The organism is Saprospira grandis str. Lewin (assembly GCF_000250635.1).
Taxonomy (GTDB): domain Bacteria; phylum Bacteroidota; class Bacteroidia; order Chitinophagales; family Saprospiraceae; genus Saprospira; species Saprospira grandis.
Genome location: NC_016940.1, coordinates 1,148,615 through 1,164,636, shown reverse-complemented (window position 1 = coordinate 1,164,636; position 16,022 = coordinate 1,148,615). Strand labels below are relative to the sequence as shown.

The 16,022-nt window shown below is 46.7% G+C and carries 14 protein-coding genes; 9 read left to right on the top strand and 5 right to left on the bottom strand.

Going from position 1 to position 16,022, the window contains the following annotated elements; genetic code table 11:
- Positions 1–169: 169 nt before the first annotated feature.
- The 4 genes from SGRA_RS05060 to SGRA_RS19985 all read right to left on the bottom strand — a co-directional run bounded on the left by SGRA_RS05060 (position 170) and on the right by SGRA_RS19985 (position 3,513).
- Positions 170–931: a transporter gene (locus SGRA_RS05060; protein WP_015691524.1), complete on the bottom strand. Its 762-nt coding sequence runs from the start codon at positions 929–931 to the stop codon at positions 170–172.
- 168 nt (positions 932–1,099) lie between these two features.
- Positions 1,100–2,587 carry a glyceraldehyde-3-phosphate dehydrogenase gene (locus SGRA_RS05055; RefSeq protein WP_015691523.1) on the bottom strand — a complete coding sequence of 496 codons (1,488 nt, stop codon included), beginning with the start codon at positions 2,585–2,587 and terminating at the stop codon, positions 1,100–1,102.
- A 331-nt stretch (positions 2,588–2,918) separates the two neighbouring features.
- Positions 2,919–3,368, bottom strand: a complete 450-nt coding sequence (locus SGRA_RS05050; RefSeq protein ID WP_015691521.1) for a hypothetical protein — start codon at positions 3,366–3,368, stop codon at positions 2,919–2,921.
- Positions 3,340–3,513, bottom strand: coding sequence for a DUF2256 domain-containing protein (locus tag SGRA_RS19985; protein WP_015691520.1), 174 nt, complete (start codon positions 3,511–3,513; stop codon positions 3,340–3,342). Before SGRA_RS19985 ends, SGRA_RS05050 begins: the two co-directional genes overlap by 29 nt.
- Positions 3,514–3,801: 288 nt before the next feature.
- Here SGRA_RS19985 and bshA point away from each other — a divergent pair, with 288 nt between their 5' ends.
- Complete coding sequence (gene bshA, locus SGRA_RS05040) at positions 3,802–4,953, top strand: N-acetyl-alpha-D-glucosaminyl L-malate synthase BshA (RefSeq protein WP_015691518.1); 1,152 nt, start codon at positions 3,802–3,804, stop codon at positions 4,951–4,953.
- Here bshA and SGRA_RS05035 read toward each other — a convergent pair.
- Positions 4,950–5,330, bottom strand: coding sequence for a DUF1573 domain-containing protein (locus tag SGRA_RS05035; RefSeq protein WP_015691517.1), 381 nt, complete (start codon positions 5,328–5,330; stop codon positions 4,950–4,952). The two genes, bshA and SGRA_RS05035, sit on opposite strands and share 4 nt — an antisense overlap.
- Positions 5,331–5,363: 33 nt before the next feature.
- On the opposite strand from SGRA_RS05035, the gene SGRA_RS05030 reads away from it, so the two are divergent.
- The 8 genes from SGRA_RS05030 (at position 5,364) to infB (ending at position 16,009) form a co-directional block, all read left to right on the top strand.
- Positions 5,364–6,095 carry a peptidylprolyl isomerase gene (locus SGRA_RS05030; protein WP_015691516.1) on the top strand — a complete coding sequence of 244 codons (732 nt, stop codon included), beginning with the start codon at positions 5,364–5,366 and terminating at the stop codon, positions 6,093–6,095.
- 132 nt (positions 6,096–6,227) lie between these two features.
- On the top strand, positions 6,228–7,769 hold the full coding sequence (locus SGRA_RS05025; RefSeq protein WP_245538640.1) for a sigma 54-interacting transcriptional regulator: 1,542 nt from the start codon (positions 6,228–6,230) through the stop codon (positions 7,767–7,769).
- Between the two features lie 94 nt (positions 7,770–7,863).
- Entirely contained in the window at positions 7,864–8,685 is an 822-nt protein-coding gene (locus SGRA_RS05020; protein WP_015691514.1) for an SDR family oxidoreductase, read from the top strand.
- Positions 8,686–9,253: 568 nt separating this feature from the next.
- Positions 9,254–9,823 carry a GNAT family N-acetyltransferase gene (locus SGRA_RS05010; RefSeq protein WP_015691513.1) on the top strand — a complete coding sequence of 190 codons (570 nt, stop codon included), beginning with the start codon at positions 9,254–9,256 and terminating at the stop codon, positions 9,821–9,823.
- Positions 9,824–9,967: 144 nt separating this feature from the next.
- Positions 9,968–10,417: a hypothetical protein gene (locus tag SGRA_RS19535; protein ID WP_015691512.1), complete on the top strand. Its 450-nt coding sequence runs from the start codon at positions 9,968–9,970 to the stop codon at positions 10,415–10,417.
- Between the two features lie 471 nt (positions 10,418–10,888).
- Positions 10,889–11,377 carry a ribosome assembly cofactor RimP gene (gene rimP, locus SGRA_RS05000; protein ID WP_015691511.1) on the top strand — a complete coding sequence of 163 codons (489 nt, stop codon included), beginning with the start codon at positions 10,889–10,891 and terminating at the stop codon, positions 11,375–11,377.
- Between the two features lie 16 nt (positions 11,378–11,393).
- Positions 11,394–12,710 (top strand): transcription termination factor NusA, encoded by a 1,317-nt coding sequence (gene nusA, locus SGRA_RS04995; RefSeq protein WP_015691510.1) that lies wholly within the window; start codon positions 11,394–11,396, stop codon positions 12,708–12,710.
- A 290-nt stretch (positions 12,711–13,000) separates the two neighbouring features.
- Positions 13,001–16,009 carry a translation initiation factor IF-2 gene (infB, locus tag SGRA_RS04990; protein ID WP_015691509.1) on the top strand — a complete coding sequence of 1,003 codons (3,009 nt, stop codon included), beginning with the start codon at positions 13,001–13,003 and terminating at the stop codon, positions 16,007–16,009.
- The last annotated feature ends 13 nt before the right edge of the window (positions 16,010–16,022 follow it).

Genomic DNA, 16,022 nt, shown 5'->3' with positions numbered 1-16,022 from the left:
CGAAGAAAACTGCCCCGGCTGAGGGATGGAAAGCAGGGCCGCCGCAAGGCGGCAGACCCAAGGCTTTTGAAGCGAAGCGAAAAAGCCTGCAGGGCCGAGCAGAGCTGCGAGCTGCGATACAGCCCGACCCGCCCGCAGGGCGGGGCAGCCCCAAAAAAGAAAAAAACAACTAGTCTTCCTCTTCTTCTTTAGCCTTGGCAGGGGCAAAAAAGCGGCTACTCAGGCCTAGTCCAATAAAATACTGTTGGGCCGTTTGTAGGTCTAGGCCAAAAGAACAGTCGAGCTGAAGGTTGTTATTGAGCAAATAAATGAGGCCCGTATTGGCCCAAAGTTGCGGATTGTTTTGCGGCGAAAACTGCCCATAAGGCTCTAGGAAAACGGTCCAACCCTTGGCCAAACTATAGGACCAGCAAAGGGTGTAGTTAAAGCTATGTTGGCCCCCTTCGGCATAATGAGTGCCCAGATTATAGGCCAAATTGTGTCGGCTATTGAGCTGATGGCTAAAGGCCAATTTGTTGGTCCAGGCCCAGTTGCTCGCTCCCCCATAAGTCTGGATAGGAAGGGCTATTTGGCTGACCCAAGCCCCTTCGGCAGCTCCAGAAGCGCTAGAAAAAAGCTGCATTTTTGTGCCTAGCTGAAGGCCCGAAAGCTTCCAATGATTTTCTGCTGGCTCTTGCTCGGGCAGAAGGTGCTGCAGCTGCCCCAAGGCCCGCAATTCTAAGCCTTTAATGAGGCCGTAGCGCCAAGAAAAACCAGGCAATTGATAGGCCTGTAAATCGGGGGCTTGCTGCCAGCTACTGCCCAGCTCTAGCTGTAGTTGCTTGGGCAAAACAAGGGCCGAACTCTCGGACTGGGTGGGGCGATCCGTATTGATTTGGGCCAATAGAAGAAGCGGAAAAAAGCTGAGGAGAAAGATAATTAGTCGATGCATAATTTTTGTGTTTTTGTTATGTATCGCTAAGTTAATGACTTAGGTTTGTAATTGCAAGTATTGATACGGTTAATGTATTTGTTTTTTGCTAAGTGCTTTATATTGTTGTAGGGCACAAAAAAAGGACTGCCTTAGGCAGTCCTTTTTTTATACAATAAAGACAAGCGTCTAGTAGTAGTGATAGCGGCGTACTTGGCTCACATATTTGGCCAGGCGAAGTACTTGGCGAGTGTAGCCGTATTCGTTATCGTACCAAACATAGATGGTAATGGTTTTGCCATCTGCAGAAATTTTGCTGGCGGGCGCATCATAAACAGAGCAAGCTTGGGCACCAATTACATCGGCAGAAACAAACTCTTTAGAGGTAGAGTATTGAATTTGCTCAAAGAGGTCGCCATGCAAAGAGGCCTGACGCATAGCTTGGTTGAGCTCCTCAAGGCTGATGGCCTTATCGAGGTTGAGAGTCATAATGGCCACAGAACCGTCGGGAATAGGTACCCGTACAGAAGAGCCCGTAATTTTACCTGTCAAGGCGGGCAATACTTCTTTTAGGGCCGAGCTGGCTCCAGAAGAAGTGATGACCATATTAGTGGCGGCTCCACGTCCACGGCGTTCTTTTTTGTGGTAGTTATCGAGCAAATTCTGAGAGCTGGTATAGGCATGGATAGTTTCCATATGGCCTTTTTCAATCCCAAAATTATCATTGAGCACCTTGAGCACGGGGGCAATGGCATTGGTGGTACAAGAGGCGGCACAAACGACTTTATCTTCCTCGCTACTGAGGTCCAAATCGCTTTGGTTGATGCCATAGACCACATTTTTGATGCCTTTGGCGGGAGCGGTAAAGAGCACGCGATCTACGCCAGGACGAAGGTGGCGGCTTAGGCCTTCACGGTCTTTCCACGCCCCAGTACTATCAATAATGAGGGCCTCATTGATGCCATATTCTCGGTAGTCAATATCTTCAGGCTGGGCGGCATAGATAATCTGCACCTTACAGCTATTAATAATGAGTTGGTTTTCTTCATGCAAAACCTGCACGGTTCCTCTCAATTTGCCATGCACAGAATCTTTGCGCAAAAGCGAAGCTCGTTTATTGAGTTCGGCCACCAAATCGCCTCCTTTTCGGGGGCGCAAAACGATGGCGCGCAGACGAAGTTGCTCGCCACGGCCCATCATTTCGGTAAGAATGCGAACGGCTAGGCGACCAATACGACCAAAACCATAAACCACCACATCTTTGGGGCTTACATTTTGAGCATCTTTGGCCGCTTGTCCCACAAAATCCTTAAGCTGATCGGCCACAAAATCTTCTAGGCTAGGGCTTTCACTTTGGTCTAAGCTCAGCCATTCTGTGGCCAACTTCCCAATATCAATTTTAGAGGGGGCCAGGTCCAATTTGGCAATGGCCTCGGTAATGGCCAAACTCATCTGAGCCGTAATGGGCTTTTTGACGTAATTTTTGGCAAAAAGGTGGTCATTAATAATTTGGCTGGGGCGGCTATCATAAATATCTCGACGGAAAAGGACAATCTCAATAGAGCGATCAAAGCGCAGTTCTCCAACTAGGCGCTGAAGTTCAAGGGCTGTTTTTTCATTTTCGCGCCATTTGCTCAAGTGCTCCTCAAAGGGGGCAGCAGTGGTTTTGATATCCATAGGTTCTGCAAGTAAATTGATTCGAAGAAATCCTTTTGCGGTCCAAATTAGACCAACTTAAAGGCTTAAAATTGAGGACAAAGGTCGCTTTTTTCTAAGGAAATATGGCTTAGGCTGTTTCAAGAAAATGTTAAGTTTCTATATTCATCTGGATTTTTTTGGGCCTCCGCTGCGGCTTTGCCTTGCGGCGCTACGTTTCGCAGCTCGCAGGTCTGCTCGGCCCTGCGCAAAATTTCGCTGCGCTCATTTTGCTAGGTCTGGCCTTCGGCCACCCTTGTCCATCCCTCAGCCTGCGGCGGCTTTGCCGCCTGTCCGCTGTAAAGGGCCAGTTTTAGCGCAAAAAGCCATAATACTGCATAATTTTGCCCCAGAGGGCTTGTCCTATTTTGGCTTGGGTCAATAGGCTTTGGTAGTTATTTTCGGCCCAGCGGAGCCCTTCCTCTTCAAAGCTGAGCTCTAGGCATTTTTGGTCATTCTGAAAAAAGAGGAGGCGGCAGCCATGCTCCCAGCATTCCATTTGAGAGAAAGCGCAGCTTCTGCGTTTGATGGTCAGGCCAAAAATTTGTCGTTCTAGGATAATTTCTTTTTTGGCCAGACGCAATTGCAGTTGAAAAGAGCGGCTAAGTTGCCAGAGGCCAAAGGCGAGTAGGGCCCAGCCAAAGATGCCCGCTTTGAGGAGTCTGTTGAGGTAGCTGCCTCCTAAGAGCAGGAGGAAAAGCAAGACATAAAAGCCCCATTTTTGGCTCAGCATTCTATCTTGAAGTTGTAGGCGTTTTTCCATTGCGGCAAGCTTTAGAGCAGTATTTTACAGCATCCCAGTTTTTTGCCCACTTCTTTCTCCAATTGAAGGGGCGGCCGCAATGTATACAAATTTTGGAAGGGAGTTGCTCTTTTTTCCAAGGCTTTTTTCTAGAGGCTTTCTTCATCTTTTTTGGTATTAAACAGCTAGCTGGACCAAAGGTTTGGGTTTGGGCGGCGAAGCCGCCAAACGGCCTAGCGATGTGAAAGGGTGGCCGTTAGGCCAGACCGAAGCGCTGCAAGCGCTGAAGGGCCGAGCGAAGAGCGAGCCCTGTAACGTAGCGCCGCAAGGCGAAGCCGCAGCGGAGGCCCCAAAACAGCAGAATAGGCTTAAACATCACTTAAAAACCTTTTAGGGCTTTTGTTTATTATAAGTCGGGCCTTATCTTGAGGCCAAAGCATACAGAAGCGTCATTATGAAAATAGGAATTGTTTGTTATCCTACCTATGGAGGTAGCGGTGTTGTTGCCACAGAATTGGGCAAAGGCCTAGCCGATAGAGGCCATAAAGTTCATTTTATTACCTATGCTCCTCCGGCTCGTTTGGATGGGTTTCATGAGAATATTGTCTATAATGAGGTTCGTTTTGCAGACTATCCTCTTTTTGATTATCCGCCTTATGAAACGGCCCTGGCCTCTAAGTTGGTGGATGTGGTCAAATATGACCAACTAGACGTTTTGCATGTGCATTATGCGGTGCCGCATGCTTCGGTGGCTTATATGGCCAAGAAAATATTGCTGCAAGAAGGGATCTATATTCCCACCGTGACGACCTTGCATGGGACCGATATTACGCTGGTGGGCAAGCAGCCCGTTTATGAGCCAGTGGTCAGTTTTGCGATCAATAAATCGGATGGGGTAACGGCGGTATCGGATAGTTTGCGACAGGATACTTATGCCAACTTTGAGGTGGACCAAGAGATTGAGGTCATTTATAACTTCATTGATTTTGACCGATTTAAGCGCTCGAACAAAGAGCATTTTCGCAAAGCGATTGCGCCTCATGGCGAAAAAATACTGATTCACATTTCTAATTTTCGCAAGGTAAAGCGGGTAGAGGATGTGGTCAAGATTTTTGCGCAGGTTCGGGCCGAGTTGCCTGCCAAGCTACTGTTGGTTGGCGATGGGCCAGAGCGGCAAAAACTAGAGCAATTGTGTAGAGAATTGGGCCTTTGTGCAGATATTCGCTTTTTGGGTAAGCAAGATGCGGTAGAAGAGTTGTTGGCCGTTTCGGACCTCTTTATTATGCCTTCGGCTAGTGAGAGTTTTGGCCTTTCGGCCCTAGAGGCTATGGCCTGTGAGGTTCCCGTAATTTCGACCAATGTGGGCGGTTTGCCCGAAGTCAATTTGCATGGAGTGACGGGCTTTTGCTCCGATTTGGGCGAGGTGGATGAAATGGCCGCCAATGCCATTAAGTTGCTCAAGGATGAAACCCTACATCAGAAGTTTCAGAAGGCGGCCTTAGAACATGCCAAAAAGTTTTCGATAGAAAATATACTGCCTCAGTACGAGGCCTATTATGAGAAAGTGATTCAGCGCTCGCTTTACCCTAAAGAGACTGTAGACTAGTCCTGTTTTAGGCGCAGCCAATAGGCGGGGTGATTTTTGGCATTGCTATAAATAATGGCCATTAAATCAAAAGGTTTTTTGGGACCTTTATACTGAATAAAAAAGCGGCGGCGGCCATCTTCTGGCAAGGGAATGTTATGATAAGGCCGCAAAGTCAAACAATCGCAACTCAGGGCGATGCTATCAATTTGGAGCATCGCCTTTCCTTTGTTCTCAATGAGGATTTCAAAATTGGCGCCTTGCTCATCCCAGCTTTCGGCCACTAATTCCGCATAGGGCTGTTCGGGCGCAGGACCATCTACCAGCTGGATGCTCTGGGCCAGTAGCGAAAAGGGAAGAGATAGAAAAAAGCTAAATAGAAATAATTTGCTTTGCATTTGCCTTAGTATTTTAGGGCCAAAATACCGCTAATGATACAGAAATTATACCCGCTTGGCCTACTGCTCTTGCTTTTTTGTGCCTGCCATCGCCCTTTAGAGATTGAAGACCGCTCTAGCCCTAAAACAGCGGCTATAGATAGCAGTTTGCTAATTCCCGCTCCCGATCCCTTTTCTTCTTTGGTGGCCCTAGAAACGCCCTATGGCGAGATGAAGATAGAGCTCTATTTTGAGCCCTCCGGCCATAGAGAAAATATGCTGCAGTTGATCCGCCAAAACTTTTATGATAGCCTGCTTTTTCATCGGGTAATTGAAGGCTTTATGATTCAGGGGGGAGACCCCAGCTCCAGACAAGCCAAAAAAGGACAACGTTTGGGCGGAGGCGGCAATGGCCAACTGCTAGAGGCCGAAATCCTGCCGCAGTATCCCCATATCAAAGGGGCTTTGGCTGCCGCTCGACAAAGTGATGAGCTCAACCCAGAAAAAAAGTCCTCCGCTAGCCAGTTTTATATTGTACAGGGTAGCCAGGTCCGAATGGAGCAATTGGACCAAAATGAGCGCAAGTACAATATGGTCTATAGTCCCGAAAACAGAATGCGCTATAAGTATTTAGGGGGCAGCCCACAGCTCGATATGAATTACTCCGTTTTTGGGCGGGTCTATGAAGGCCTCGATATTATTGATAGCATTGCGGCCCAAGCCAAAGACCAATATGGCCGCCCTCAGGAAGATATTTGGATGAAATTCCGTATCATTAGAGAATAAAGTCATCAGTTTTTGATAGCTGCCATCATTTTTTGATGAAGCTTCTGTTTTAAAGAGGCTTGTTTATCAATGAATTATAGCTTGGTCTGTTTTTTAGTTCGTTTTGCCCCTCCTAAAGCAAAACCAACACAAATGACAGACAATAGTCGGTTCATCAGCTATCTGAACCATCAATTTCAACCCATTCAATTGTTTAAACACTGCGGTATGCAACCCAAGGTCGTTATTTCTTGGTGGGCTCCCCTTTCTGATTTTGAGCGAGGAGAAAAGCGTTCACAAATCAATAAGTTTGGGCCCAATTATGAGCTCCACCAATACTTTTTTTCGGAAACTGAGGGCTATGAAAAGCACATCATCCTCTGTTCTAAGGCCCAAGAAAATACGGCCTTTGAGTTTCTGCTCAATACGCTGAGACGAGATTTTCCCAGCCATCAAATTGAGGGCCGATATATGGGCCTAAGCGAAGAGGAAATTATAGATTTTGCCCCCATTAAGGCCAAGGTAGAGCCTGTATTATTTGAGCATAGGGATTATCAAATTGATCTCTTTTTCTCTCCAGGCACCTCGGCCATGTCGGTGGTTTGGTTTATGCTGCATCAGCAGTTGGGGCTACGGACCTGCCTGTTGCAAACCACCAAAAGCCAAGAGAGTCCCGAACAACAACCCCGTCGAAAGTTCCTCAATATTGAGCGGGCTACCGAGCTGGGCTCTTTTATCTTAAAAGAAGGCCGCAGCCGCCAAGAGATGAGCCGCAGCCAATTGCCCGAAGATCATGTGCTGCTGAGCCCCGCCCTAGAGCGGGTCTATAATCAGGCCTTTAAGGTGGCGCAGGCCGAAAGGGGAACGATTATTATTCAGGGGGCGAGTGGAAGTGGCAAAGAATTATTGGCCCAGTTTATCCATAGTAAGTCGCCCCGATCCAAGCAGCCATTTATTGCGGTCAATTGTGCCGCTTTTTCCGATTCTCTGCTGGAGTCTCGCCTCTTTGGCCATGCCAAAGGCTCTTTTACCGGCGCCAGCCAAGAGCATAAAGGCTATTTTGAGCAGGCCGATAAGGGCAGCATTTTCCTAGATGAAATTGGCGATATTTCTCCCCAGATGCAGCAAACGCTCTTGCGGGTTTTGCAGTCTGGAGAAATTGCTCCCATTGGGCAGCAAATTAGAAAGGTAGATGTGCGCATTATTGTGGCTACCAATCAGGATTTGGTACAGCTTTGTCAGGCCGGTAAATTTCGCTGGGATCTCTATTATCGCCTCGCCATTGCTGAGCTAGAACTGCCCAGCCTAGACGAGCAGGGACAAGCCGCCAAGGAGCTCTACCTCAAGCATTTTGTAGAGCAAAAACGACAGCTTTATTGCCGAAAAAAACCAATTCAGTTTGAAAAGAAAGCCTATAAGGAGCTACTTAATTATCGATTTCCCGGAAATATCCGAGAGCTAGAAAGTCTGGTGGAGCGCTTCTATGTTTTGGGCCTAGAAGAGGTCAGTCGCCAAGATTTCCCCAAAAGATTGCACCTGATGCAGCAGCTTTTTCTCGATAGCCTCCGCCTAGAAGATGTCAAGGCGCAGCATATCAAAATGGTCTATGAACGCATGCAGGGCAACCAAACGGCAACGGCTCGGGTGCTAGGCGTGGCCATTAACACCATCCGCAAGTATTTGGACTTGTCTTAGCGCAGAGAAAAAGGCCAACTAATATTTTGTGAACTGACAAAAAATGGTCAATTTCAAGCCGCTCGCTAAGAGCAATACCAAAAAATCAATCCTGATGAGTTATTTTAAGAATAAAACTGTCTTTATTACAGGCGGTAGCCGCGGAATCGGCAAAGCAATTGGCCTTCGTTTGGCCCAAGAGGGCGCCAATATTGTGGTGGCGGCCAAAACCACAGAACCCCATCCCAAATTAGAGGGAACCATTTATACCGCCGCCGAAGAAATGACGGCTGCTGGCGGAAAAGGCCTGGCGGTTTTCCTAGATGTACGCAGCGAGGAGCTGGTCCAAGAAGCCGTAGATAAGGCGGTGGCCGAGTTTGGTGGCATTGATATCCTCATCAATAACGCTAGCGCAATTAGCCTTACGCCCACGGAGCACACTAGCCTCAAGCGCTATGATTTGATGCACTCCGTAAATGTGAGAGGGACCTTTTTGGTGAGCAAAACTTGTTTGCCCCACCTCAAAAAGTCAGAAAATGGCCATATCCTCAACCTTTCGCCACCCTTGAATATGGACCCCAAATGGTTCGCTAATCATGTGGCTTATACCATGACCAAATACGGCATGAGTATGTGCGTTTTGGGCATGTCGGAGGAGTTTAAGGATTATAAAATTGGCGTGAATGCCCTTTGGCCTAGAACGACTGTTGCCACGGCTGCCGTGCGCAATCTTTTAGGCGGAGAGGCTATGGTGCAACAGAGCCGTACGCCCAAAGTGGTGGCCGATGCCGCTTATTTCATCTTGCAACGCCCCGCCGCAGAATGCACGGGCAATTTCTTCCTCGATGATGAAGTCTTGATGTTTGAAGGCATCCAAGACCTTAGCCAATATGCTGTAGATAGCAGCCAAAAACCTATGCCCGACCTCTTTATCTAATGGCTTGGGCACAATAGCATACAAAAGGAGTAGTAATTTTTTACTGCTCCTTTTTTGTTTTTTTGGGGCCTCCCGCCTTCGGCGGGCGCTACGTTTCGCAGCTCGCTATTCGCTCGGCCCTGCGGCCTGACGGCCTTGGTCTGCGGCTGCGCCGCACTGCTGCACATCGCTAGGCCTGCGGCGGCTTCGCCGCCTGCTAAATCGCCTAAAGGCCTTGATCTCTGTCAATTAGGGCATCCCAATTGGAGTAAGCCATTAGATCTCTGTCAATTAGCTTACCTAAGTTTAGGTAAGCGCTTAGATGTCTATCAACTAGCTTATTTAAGTAAGGAGTTATTGTAGAGAAGGGCCTTATCTGGAGGCCCTCTTTAGAGGGCTGTCTAAAAAAGCTAGCCTAGGGGCTTGTCCCTAGGCGCAGAGATAATAGATGAGGAGATACATGCCCCTAGGGCCTTGGCCCTAGGGGTAGAGATGAGATAATAGATGAGGAGATATATGTCCCTAGGCCGCAAGAAAGGCGCATACACAAAATTTTAAACCCTATCTTGGACCAATAAAAACAATCAACATGAAAAACTACCTTTTTCGCTCTGCCCGCTTGGGTTTTCGTGTTTGGACCGCCGCCGACCTGCCTGAATTGGCAAAAATGAATGCCGATTTAGAGGTCATGGCACATTTTCCCAGTCCGCTAACAGAAGAAGAAACGGCGGCCTTTCTGCGGCGGCTACAGGCGCATCAGGAGAAATATGGCTACTGCTATTTTGCCACTGACATTTTAGAGAGCGGAGAATTTATAGGCTTCATCGGCTTAGCCTATCAGGATTATGAGAGCGCCTACACGCCTGCGGTAGATATTGGTTGGCGCTTGAAAAAAGCGGCCTGGGGGCAGGGCTATGCAACAGAAGGGGCCAAAAAATGTCTGGAATTTGCCTTTGAGGAGCTAGAAATAGAGCAGCTCATTGCCGTTTGCACCCTAGACAACCAAAAGTCCGAGCAAGTCATGAAAAAAATTGGCCTACAAAAGTTGGGAGAGTTTAAGCACCCTAAGCTAAAAGACTATGCAGAGCATGAAGATTGCCTTTGTTATGGGGGGAGTGGGGGAGATAATGGCCTAAAAAGGAAAGAAATAAAAGAATAAAGTCCTTCTTTCTTTTGAAGACAATAGAACTTTTTTCAATGAAAGCGGGTATTGAGTGGACAGCTAGCCCAAGCAAAAAATCATCTATCAGAAGATGAGCAGTTAGAGGGCTAATAATACTAATTCACTCTAAATAAAATAAAGATGAAAAAATTTGAAGACAATGGAACAACCTTATACGACTTTTACGGTGCTGAAATAGTAGGTTGTCCCAAATGTGCGAGACCAACAGATTTTATCGACTTACAAGTGGCTTGTATTCATTGTGGGTTTAATAAAAAGTTTGAACCACTGTTTTCTTGTCTACCTCATTATGTTCGACTGACTATAGACATTAACTACTTCCTAGTCATTCATTGTTGCGGGCATGTTCTCTGGGCGAGAAACAGGGCTCATTTAGATTTTATTGAGCGCTATGTTGAAGCTGATTTACGGGAGCGTGTTCCAAACATAAATAGGAGTTTAGCGAGTCGGCTTCCTCAATGGATAAAAAGCAGAAAGAACCGTACTGAAATATTGAAGGCCATAGCAAAAATGAAGGCGGCATTGAAGAAGTATAATTATCAACCTAATAAAGCCATTAAAGCTAGCTAAAACTTTTTCGTCCTACAGGCCCGAAGGGCCACAGGCCTAGCGATGTGCAGCAGTGGCCGTAGGCCAGACCGAGCCAGCGAAGCTGGCGAAGGGCCGAGCGAATAGCGAGCTGCGGAACGTAGCGCCGACGACCGAAGGGAGGCGGAGGCCCCAAAATAGCAGCGAGCTGCGACAACAAGCCCCTATAGGGGCGCCAGTTCGATGACCAAAGAGAATAAACGACAACAAGAACTTTAGTTCGCAGTTCGACGACCAAAGGGAGTAACCGCCCGCCGCAGGCGGGAGGCCCCAAAACAGCAGAAATTGAGGCAGTAGAAAGGAGGGGAGAGGAGCTGGAAAAAATGGGGGCTGGGCTAACAAATCTGGAGAAAGTCCAAAAAGCTAAAGATAAATGCTTATATTTGTGGCAGCAAAACGCATTGAGCGAGGGAACCGTGAAAACGTTCCCTCTTTTTATTATAAAGAAGTCAGATGCCAACAATTACGGAAAAGCTAGCCGATTTGATAACGGCTTATTTTGCAGAAGAGGGTCGAGAGGCTTTATTTCTGGTAGAGATTGAGTATAAGGGCGAGAACAAAGTGCAGGTTTTTATTGACAGTGACAATGGGGTCAATTTTGGAGATTGTGCGCGATTGAGTCGTCATTTGGAAGCTCAGATAGAGGAGAATGGTTGGTTGGGAGAGAAATACACCTTGGATGTGTCCTCTCCGGGCCTAGATCGTCCGTTGAAGCTACATCGTCAGTATGTGAAGAACATAGGGCGGGAGTTATCGGTAGAGATTGAGGGAGAGCACAAGCATGCGAAGGGGAAGTTAGAAGAAGTGACGGAGGAGCATATTGTATTGACTTATAGTGAGAAAGTGAAGATAGAGGGGCGGAAAAAGAAAGAGTTGGTCGAGATGCGTCAGGAGATTCCCTTTGAGCGTATTAAGAAAGCGCTAGTTAAGATTACATTTTAAAAATTATACATAAGGTATGATCAATTTGATTGATTCCTTTTCGGAGTTTAAAAATATGAAGAGCATTGATCGCCCAACCATGGTGCGGGTGCTCGAGGATGTATTCAGAACCCTTATTCGCAAAAAATATGGGGCCGATGATAACTTTGACATCATTGTGAGCACCATTGAGGGGGATTTAGAGATTTGGCGCAAGCGCGAGATCGTTCCCGATGGCGAGGTAGAGGATGATCGTTATCATATTGCGATTAGCGATGCGGTAAAGATTGAGGAGGACTATGAGGTAGGCGAAGAGTGTTATGAAAAAGTGGGGGTAGCTGATTTTGGTCGTCGTGCGATCATGGCGGCTCGTCAGACCTTAATTTCAAGAATTTTGGAACTAGAGAAGGACAAGGTATATCAGATGTATGCCGACCGGATTGGGGACCTTATTTTTGGAGAAGTAGCACAGACCTTGAAGCGGGAATTTGTGATTGTGGATGAGGCTACCGGAGCGGAGTTGATGTTGCCTAAATCGGAAACTATTCGCGGCGATTATTTCCGTAAGGGAGATATGGTTCGGGCGGTAGTGGACCGAGTAGAGAACAAAAACAACAACCCCATGGTCATTCTTTCTCGTACGGCCAGCAGCTTTTTGGAGCGTTTGCTCGAGCAGGAGGTACCTGAGATTGAGGATGGATTGATTACGGTGCGTAAGATTGTTCGTGCGCCTGGCGATAGAGCCAAGGTAGCGGTAGAGTCTTATGACGAGCGAATTGACCCTGTTGGGGCCTGTGTAGGGATGAAAGGTTCTAGAATTCACGGAATTGTTCGGGAATTGCGGAACGAAAACATAGACATTATCAATTATACTAGCAATGAAGCCTTATTGATTCAGCGGGCATTGACGCCAGCGCGGATCAGTTCGGTAGAATTGGACTTGGATAATCGCAAAGCTTCTGTCTTTTTGGAAGCGGCTGAAATTTCTAAGGCGATTGGTAAGAAGGGCGTCAATATCAAATTGGCTAGCCGTTTAGTAGATTACAACATTGACGTCTTTAGAGAAGGCGCCTTTGATACAGATGCCGACTTTGATGTAGAGCTCGACGAGTTTAGAGATGAGATTGAAGATTGGGTCATTGATGAATTGAAGAATATTGGTTGTGATACCGCCAGAAATGTACTCAATCTAAGTTTGGATGAGCTCTTGCGTCGGACAGACTTGGAAGAGGAGACCATTAAGGAAATCATTGTGGTCCTCAAAGCAGAATTTGACGATGGAGGTAAAGATTTGCCCGATCCTGTTGAAGAAGAAGCCGAAGAGGAGAGTAGTGAAGAAGATAGCGCAGAATAATTACTGCTAACGTTTAGGGGCCTAAGTAGGGGCGTAGTAAAAAACATCTTATACTTAGGCCTTTTTTAGCTGAAAGCTAGTCCATATCGCCCCTTCTCGCTAGAGAAAAAGCAGGTATCAGAAGACGAAATTCAAGATAAGAAAAGCAAGGGCCCTAGGCTTTTCTATGAATAAAGAAGGGGCCAAAAGGCATTTTTCCTAATGTTATGGGAATGCTCTCAAATATATTGACTATATTTGTACCGATTTTTTAAAATCACGATTTTTACGCAATTAGCTAAATACACGGAATGTCAAAAAGGTTAGTAAAAGTAGCTGCCGAGCTAAATATTGGAACAAACACTATCGTTGAGTATCTGAACGATAATGGATATGAGGTGGTCAACCGCCCCACAGCCAAGGTTTCAGACGAAATGTACGATAAGTTGTTGGCCCGTTTCAACAAATCTGCCGCCATTAAGGAAGAGGCGGACAAGATTACTATTGGCAGCCGCTTAGAGAAGGAAAAGAAGGAGGAGGAGAAAAGAAAGAAGGAAAAAGAGCGCCAATTGGCCAAGGCTAAGCAAGAAGCAAAGCCGGTTAAGAAAGTTGAAATTACTACACCCAAAGAAGAGACTCCCGTTGTAAAGCAAAGCGAGCTTTCTGAGAAAAAGGAGGAAACCAAAGATGATGAAGTGGTTTCTAATATGCCTAAAGGGCCAAAAATTTTGGGCAAAATCAACTTAGATGAGCAGTCTCGCTCTGGCCGCCGTAAAGGAGGCAAGAAAACTACTGCCAAGAAAGAAGAGGCGCCCAAAAAAGAAGAGCCTAAACCTAAGCAGGAGGAACAAGCCAAACAGGAGGTGAAAGAAACTCCCAAAAAGGAAGAAACCCCCAAAGCTAAGGAAGAGCCTAAGCAGGAGACGCCTAAAAAGGAAGAAACCAAATCACCAAAAGTGGTAGAAGAAAAACAAGTTGTGGCCGAGAAAACGGAACAGAAAACCGAAGAACAGCCAGAAGCAACTACTGAAAAGAAAAAGGAAGGAGTCGATATCAAAATGGAGGCTCCCCAACTTAAAGGGCTCAAGATCTTAGGTAAGATCAATATTGAAGACCCACGCCGCAAACGCAAAAAGAAACGTAACCGCAAGAAAATTGGCGGTACCGACGATAAAAAGCCTCAGGAAAAACAAGAGGCCAAAAAAGGCGGAGAGAAGAAGGAGGAGAAAAAGGATGGCAATAACGATAGAACAAAACGTAAGCGCACCAAAATCTCAACCAATCAAGCCCAAAACGATAATCGTGGAAGATCTAACGACAATCGTGGAGGATCTAATGATCGCCAATCGTCTAATAGTAACAAAAAGCGGAAGAAGAAAGGTAAACGCCGCGAAATCTCTGATAAGGAGGTAGACGATAAACTAAAACAAACCATGCAACGCCTGCATGGTGGAGGCAAAAAAGGAGGACGCCGTTCTACCCGTGCCTCTCGTGATGAGAAGAAGGAAGCCATGCGCCAACGTATGGAAGAAGAGATGGAAGAGCCCCAGGTACTACAGGTAACAGAGTTTATCTCTGTATCTGAATTGGCCGGCCTGCTCAATGCCACTCCCGCCGATATCATTATGATGTGTATGCAAATCGGACAGTTCGTTTCTATTAACCAACGTCTAGATGCAGAAATTATCGAACTGATCGCTACAGAATATGACTATGAAGTAGAGTTTATCTCTGCCGAAGATCAAGTCGATATCGAAGAGGAGGAGGAAGAAGATGATCCCGCAGATCTCAAACCCCGCTCTCCAATCGTTACCGTAATGGGTCACGTAGACCACGGTAAAACCTCTCTCTTGGACCGCATCCGTAAGGCTAATGTTGCCGAAGGTGAGGCCGGAGGTATTACTCAGCATATTGGTGCCTATGAAGTTAAGGTGAAGGATATGGGAAGCATTACTTTCCTTGATACTCCTGGTCACGAAGCCTTTACCGCTATGCGTGCCCGTGGTGCAAAAGTAACCGATGTGGCTGTAATTATTATCGCCGCAGATGATAACATCATGCCCCAAACTAAAGAGGCAATTAGTCACGCCCAAGCTGCCGAAGTACCTATCATCTTCGCTATTAACAAGATTGATAAGGAAGGCGCACAACCCGAGAAAATTAAACAAGAATTGGCCTCTATGAACCTCCTCGTTGAAGAATGGGGCGGTACTTACCAAAGCCAAGATATCTCAGCCAAAAAAGGCCTTAATGTAGATTTACTCCTAGAGAAAATCTTGTTGGAGTCTGAAATGCTAGAGCTTAAAGCTAATCCTAGCCGCCGAGCTATTGGTGCTATCCTCGAAGCCTCTCTAGAAAAAGGCCGCGGATATGTAGCCAAAGTATTGGTGCAAACTGGTACACTCGCTATCGGAGATCCTATCATCGCGGGCCAATATCATGGCCGTGTGAAAGCCATGTTCGATGAAAGAGGTAAACGAGTGAAAAAGGCCGGACCTTCTACTCCCGTTCTCGTTCTTGGCCTCGATGGCGCCCCTCAAGCAGGGGAGAAGCTTCAGGTGCTAGAGTCTGAACGTAAGGTGAAAGAATTGGCCAACAAACGCGGCCAAATTATCCGCCAGCAACAGATTCGTGCTACCCGCCGTATTACTCTAGACGATATTACTCGCCGACTCAAAGTGGGTAACTTCCAAGAGTTGAACCTGATCGTGAAAGGAGATATGGACGGTTCTGTAGAAGCACTTTCTGATTCTTTGCTCAAACTTTCTACCGAGCAAATTCAAACCAATATTATCTATAAGGCTGTAGGTCAAATTACAGAGTCTGATGTAAACCTTGCCGCCGCTTCTGATGCCATTATTATCGGCTTCCAAGTGCGCCCCAACCCATCTGCTCGCCGCCTATCTGAACAAGAAGGAGTGGAAATTAAGACCTATTCTATTATCTACGATGCTATCGAGGAAGTAAAGTCTGCCCTAGAAGGTATGCTAGAACCCAAGCAAGTAGAAGAAACTATTGGTTCTGTAGCTATCCAAACCGTATTTAGCATTTCTAAGGTGGGTAAAGTTGCCGGTTGTATGGTGCAATCTGGTAAAGTAACCCGCAATAGCTATATCCGAGTGATCCGCGACGGTATCGTGATCTTCCCCAAAAAGGAAGGACAACATGGCGAACTTAGCTCACTCAAACGCTTTAAGGATAGTGTCCCCGAAGTTAAAAATGGCTTCGAATGTGGTCTAACCATCCGCAATTTCGACGGTATCCGTGAAGGCGACGAAATCGAAGTTTACGAAATCAAAGAAGTGAAGCAAACGCTCTAAGCCGCTTGACTCA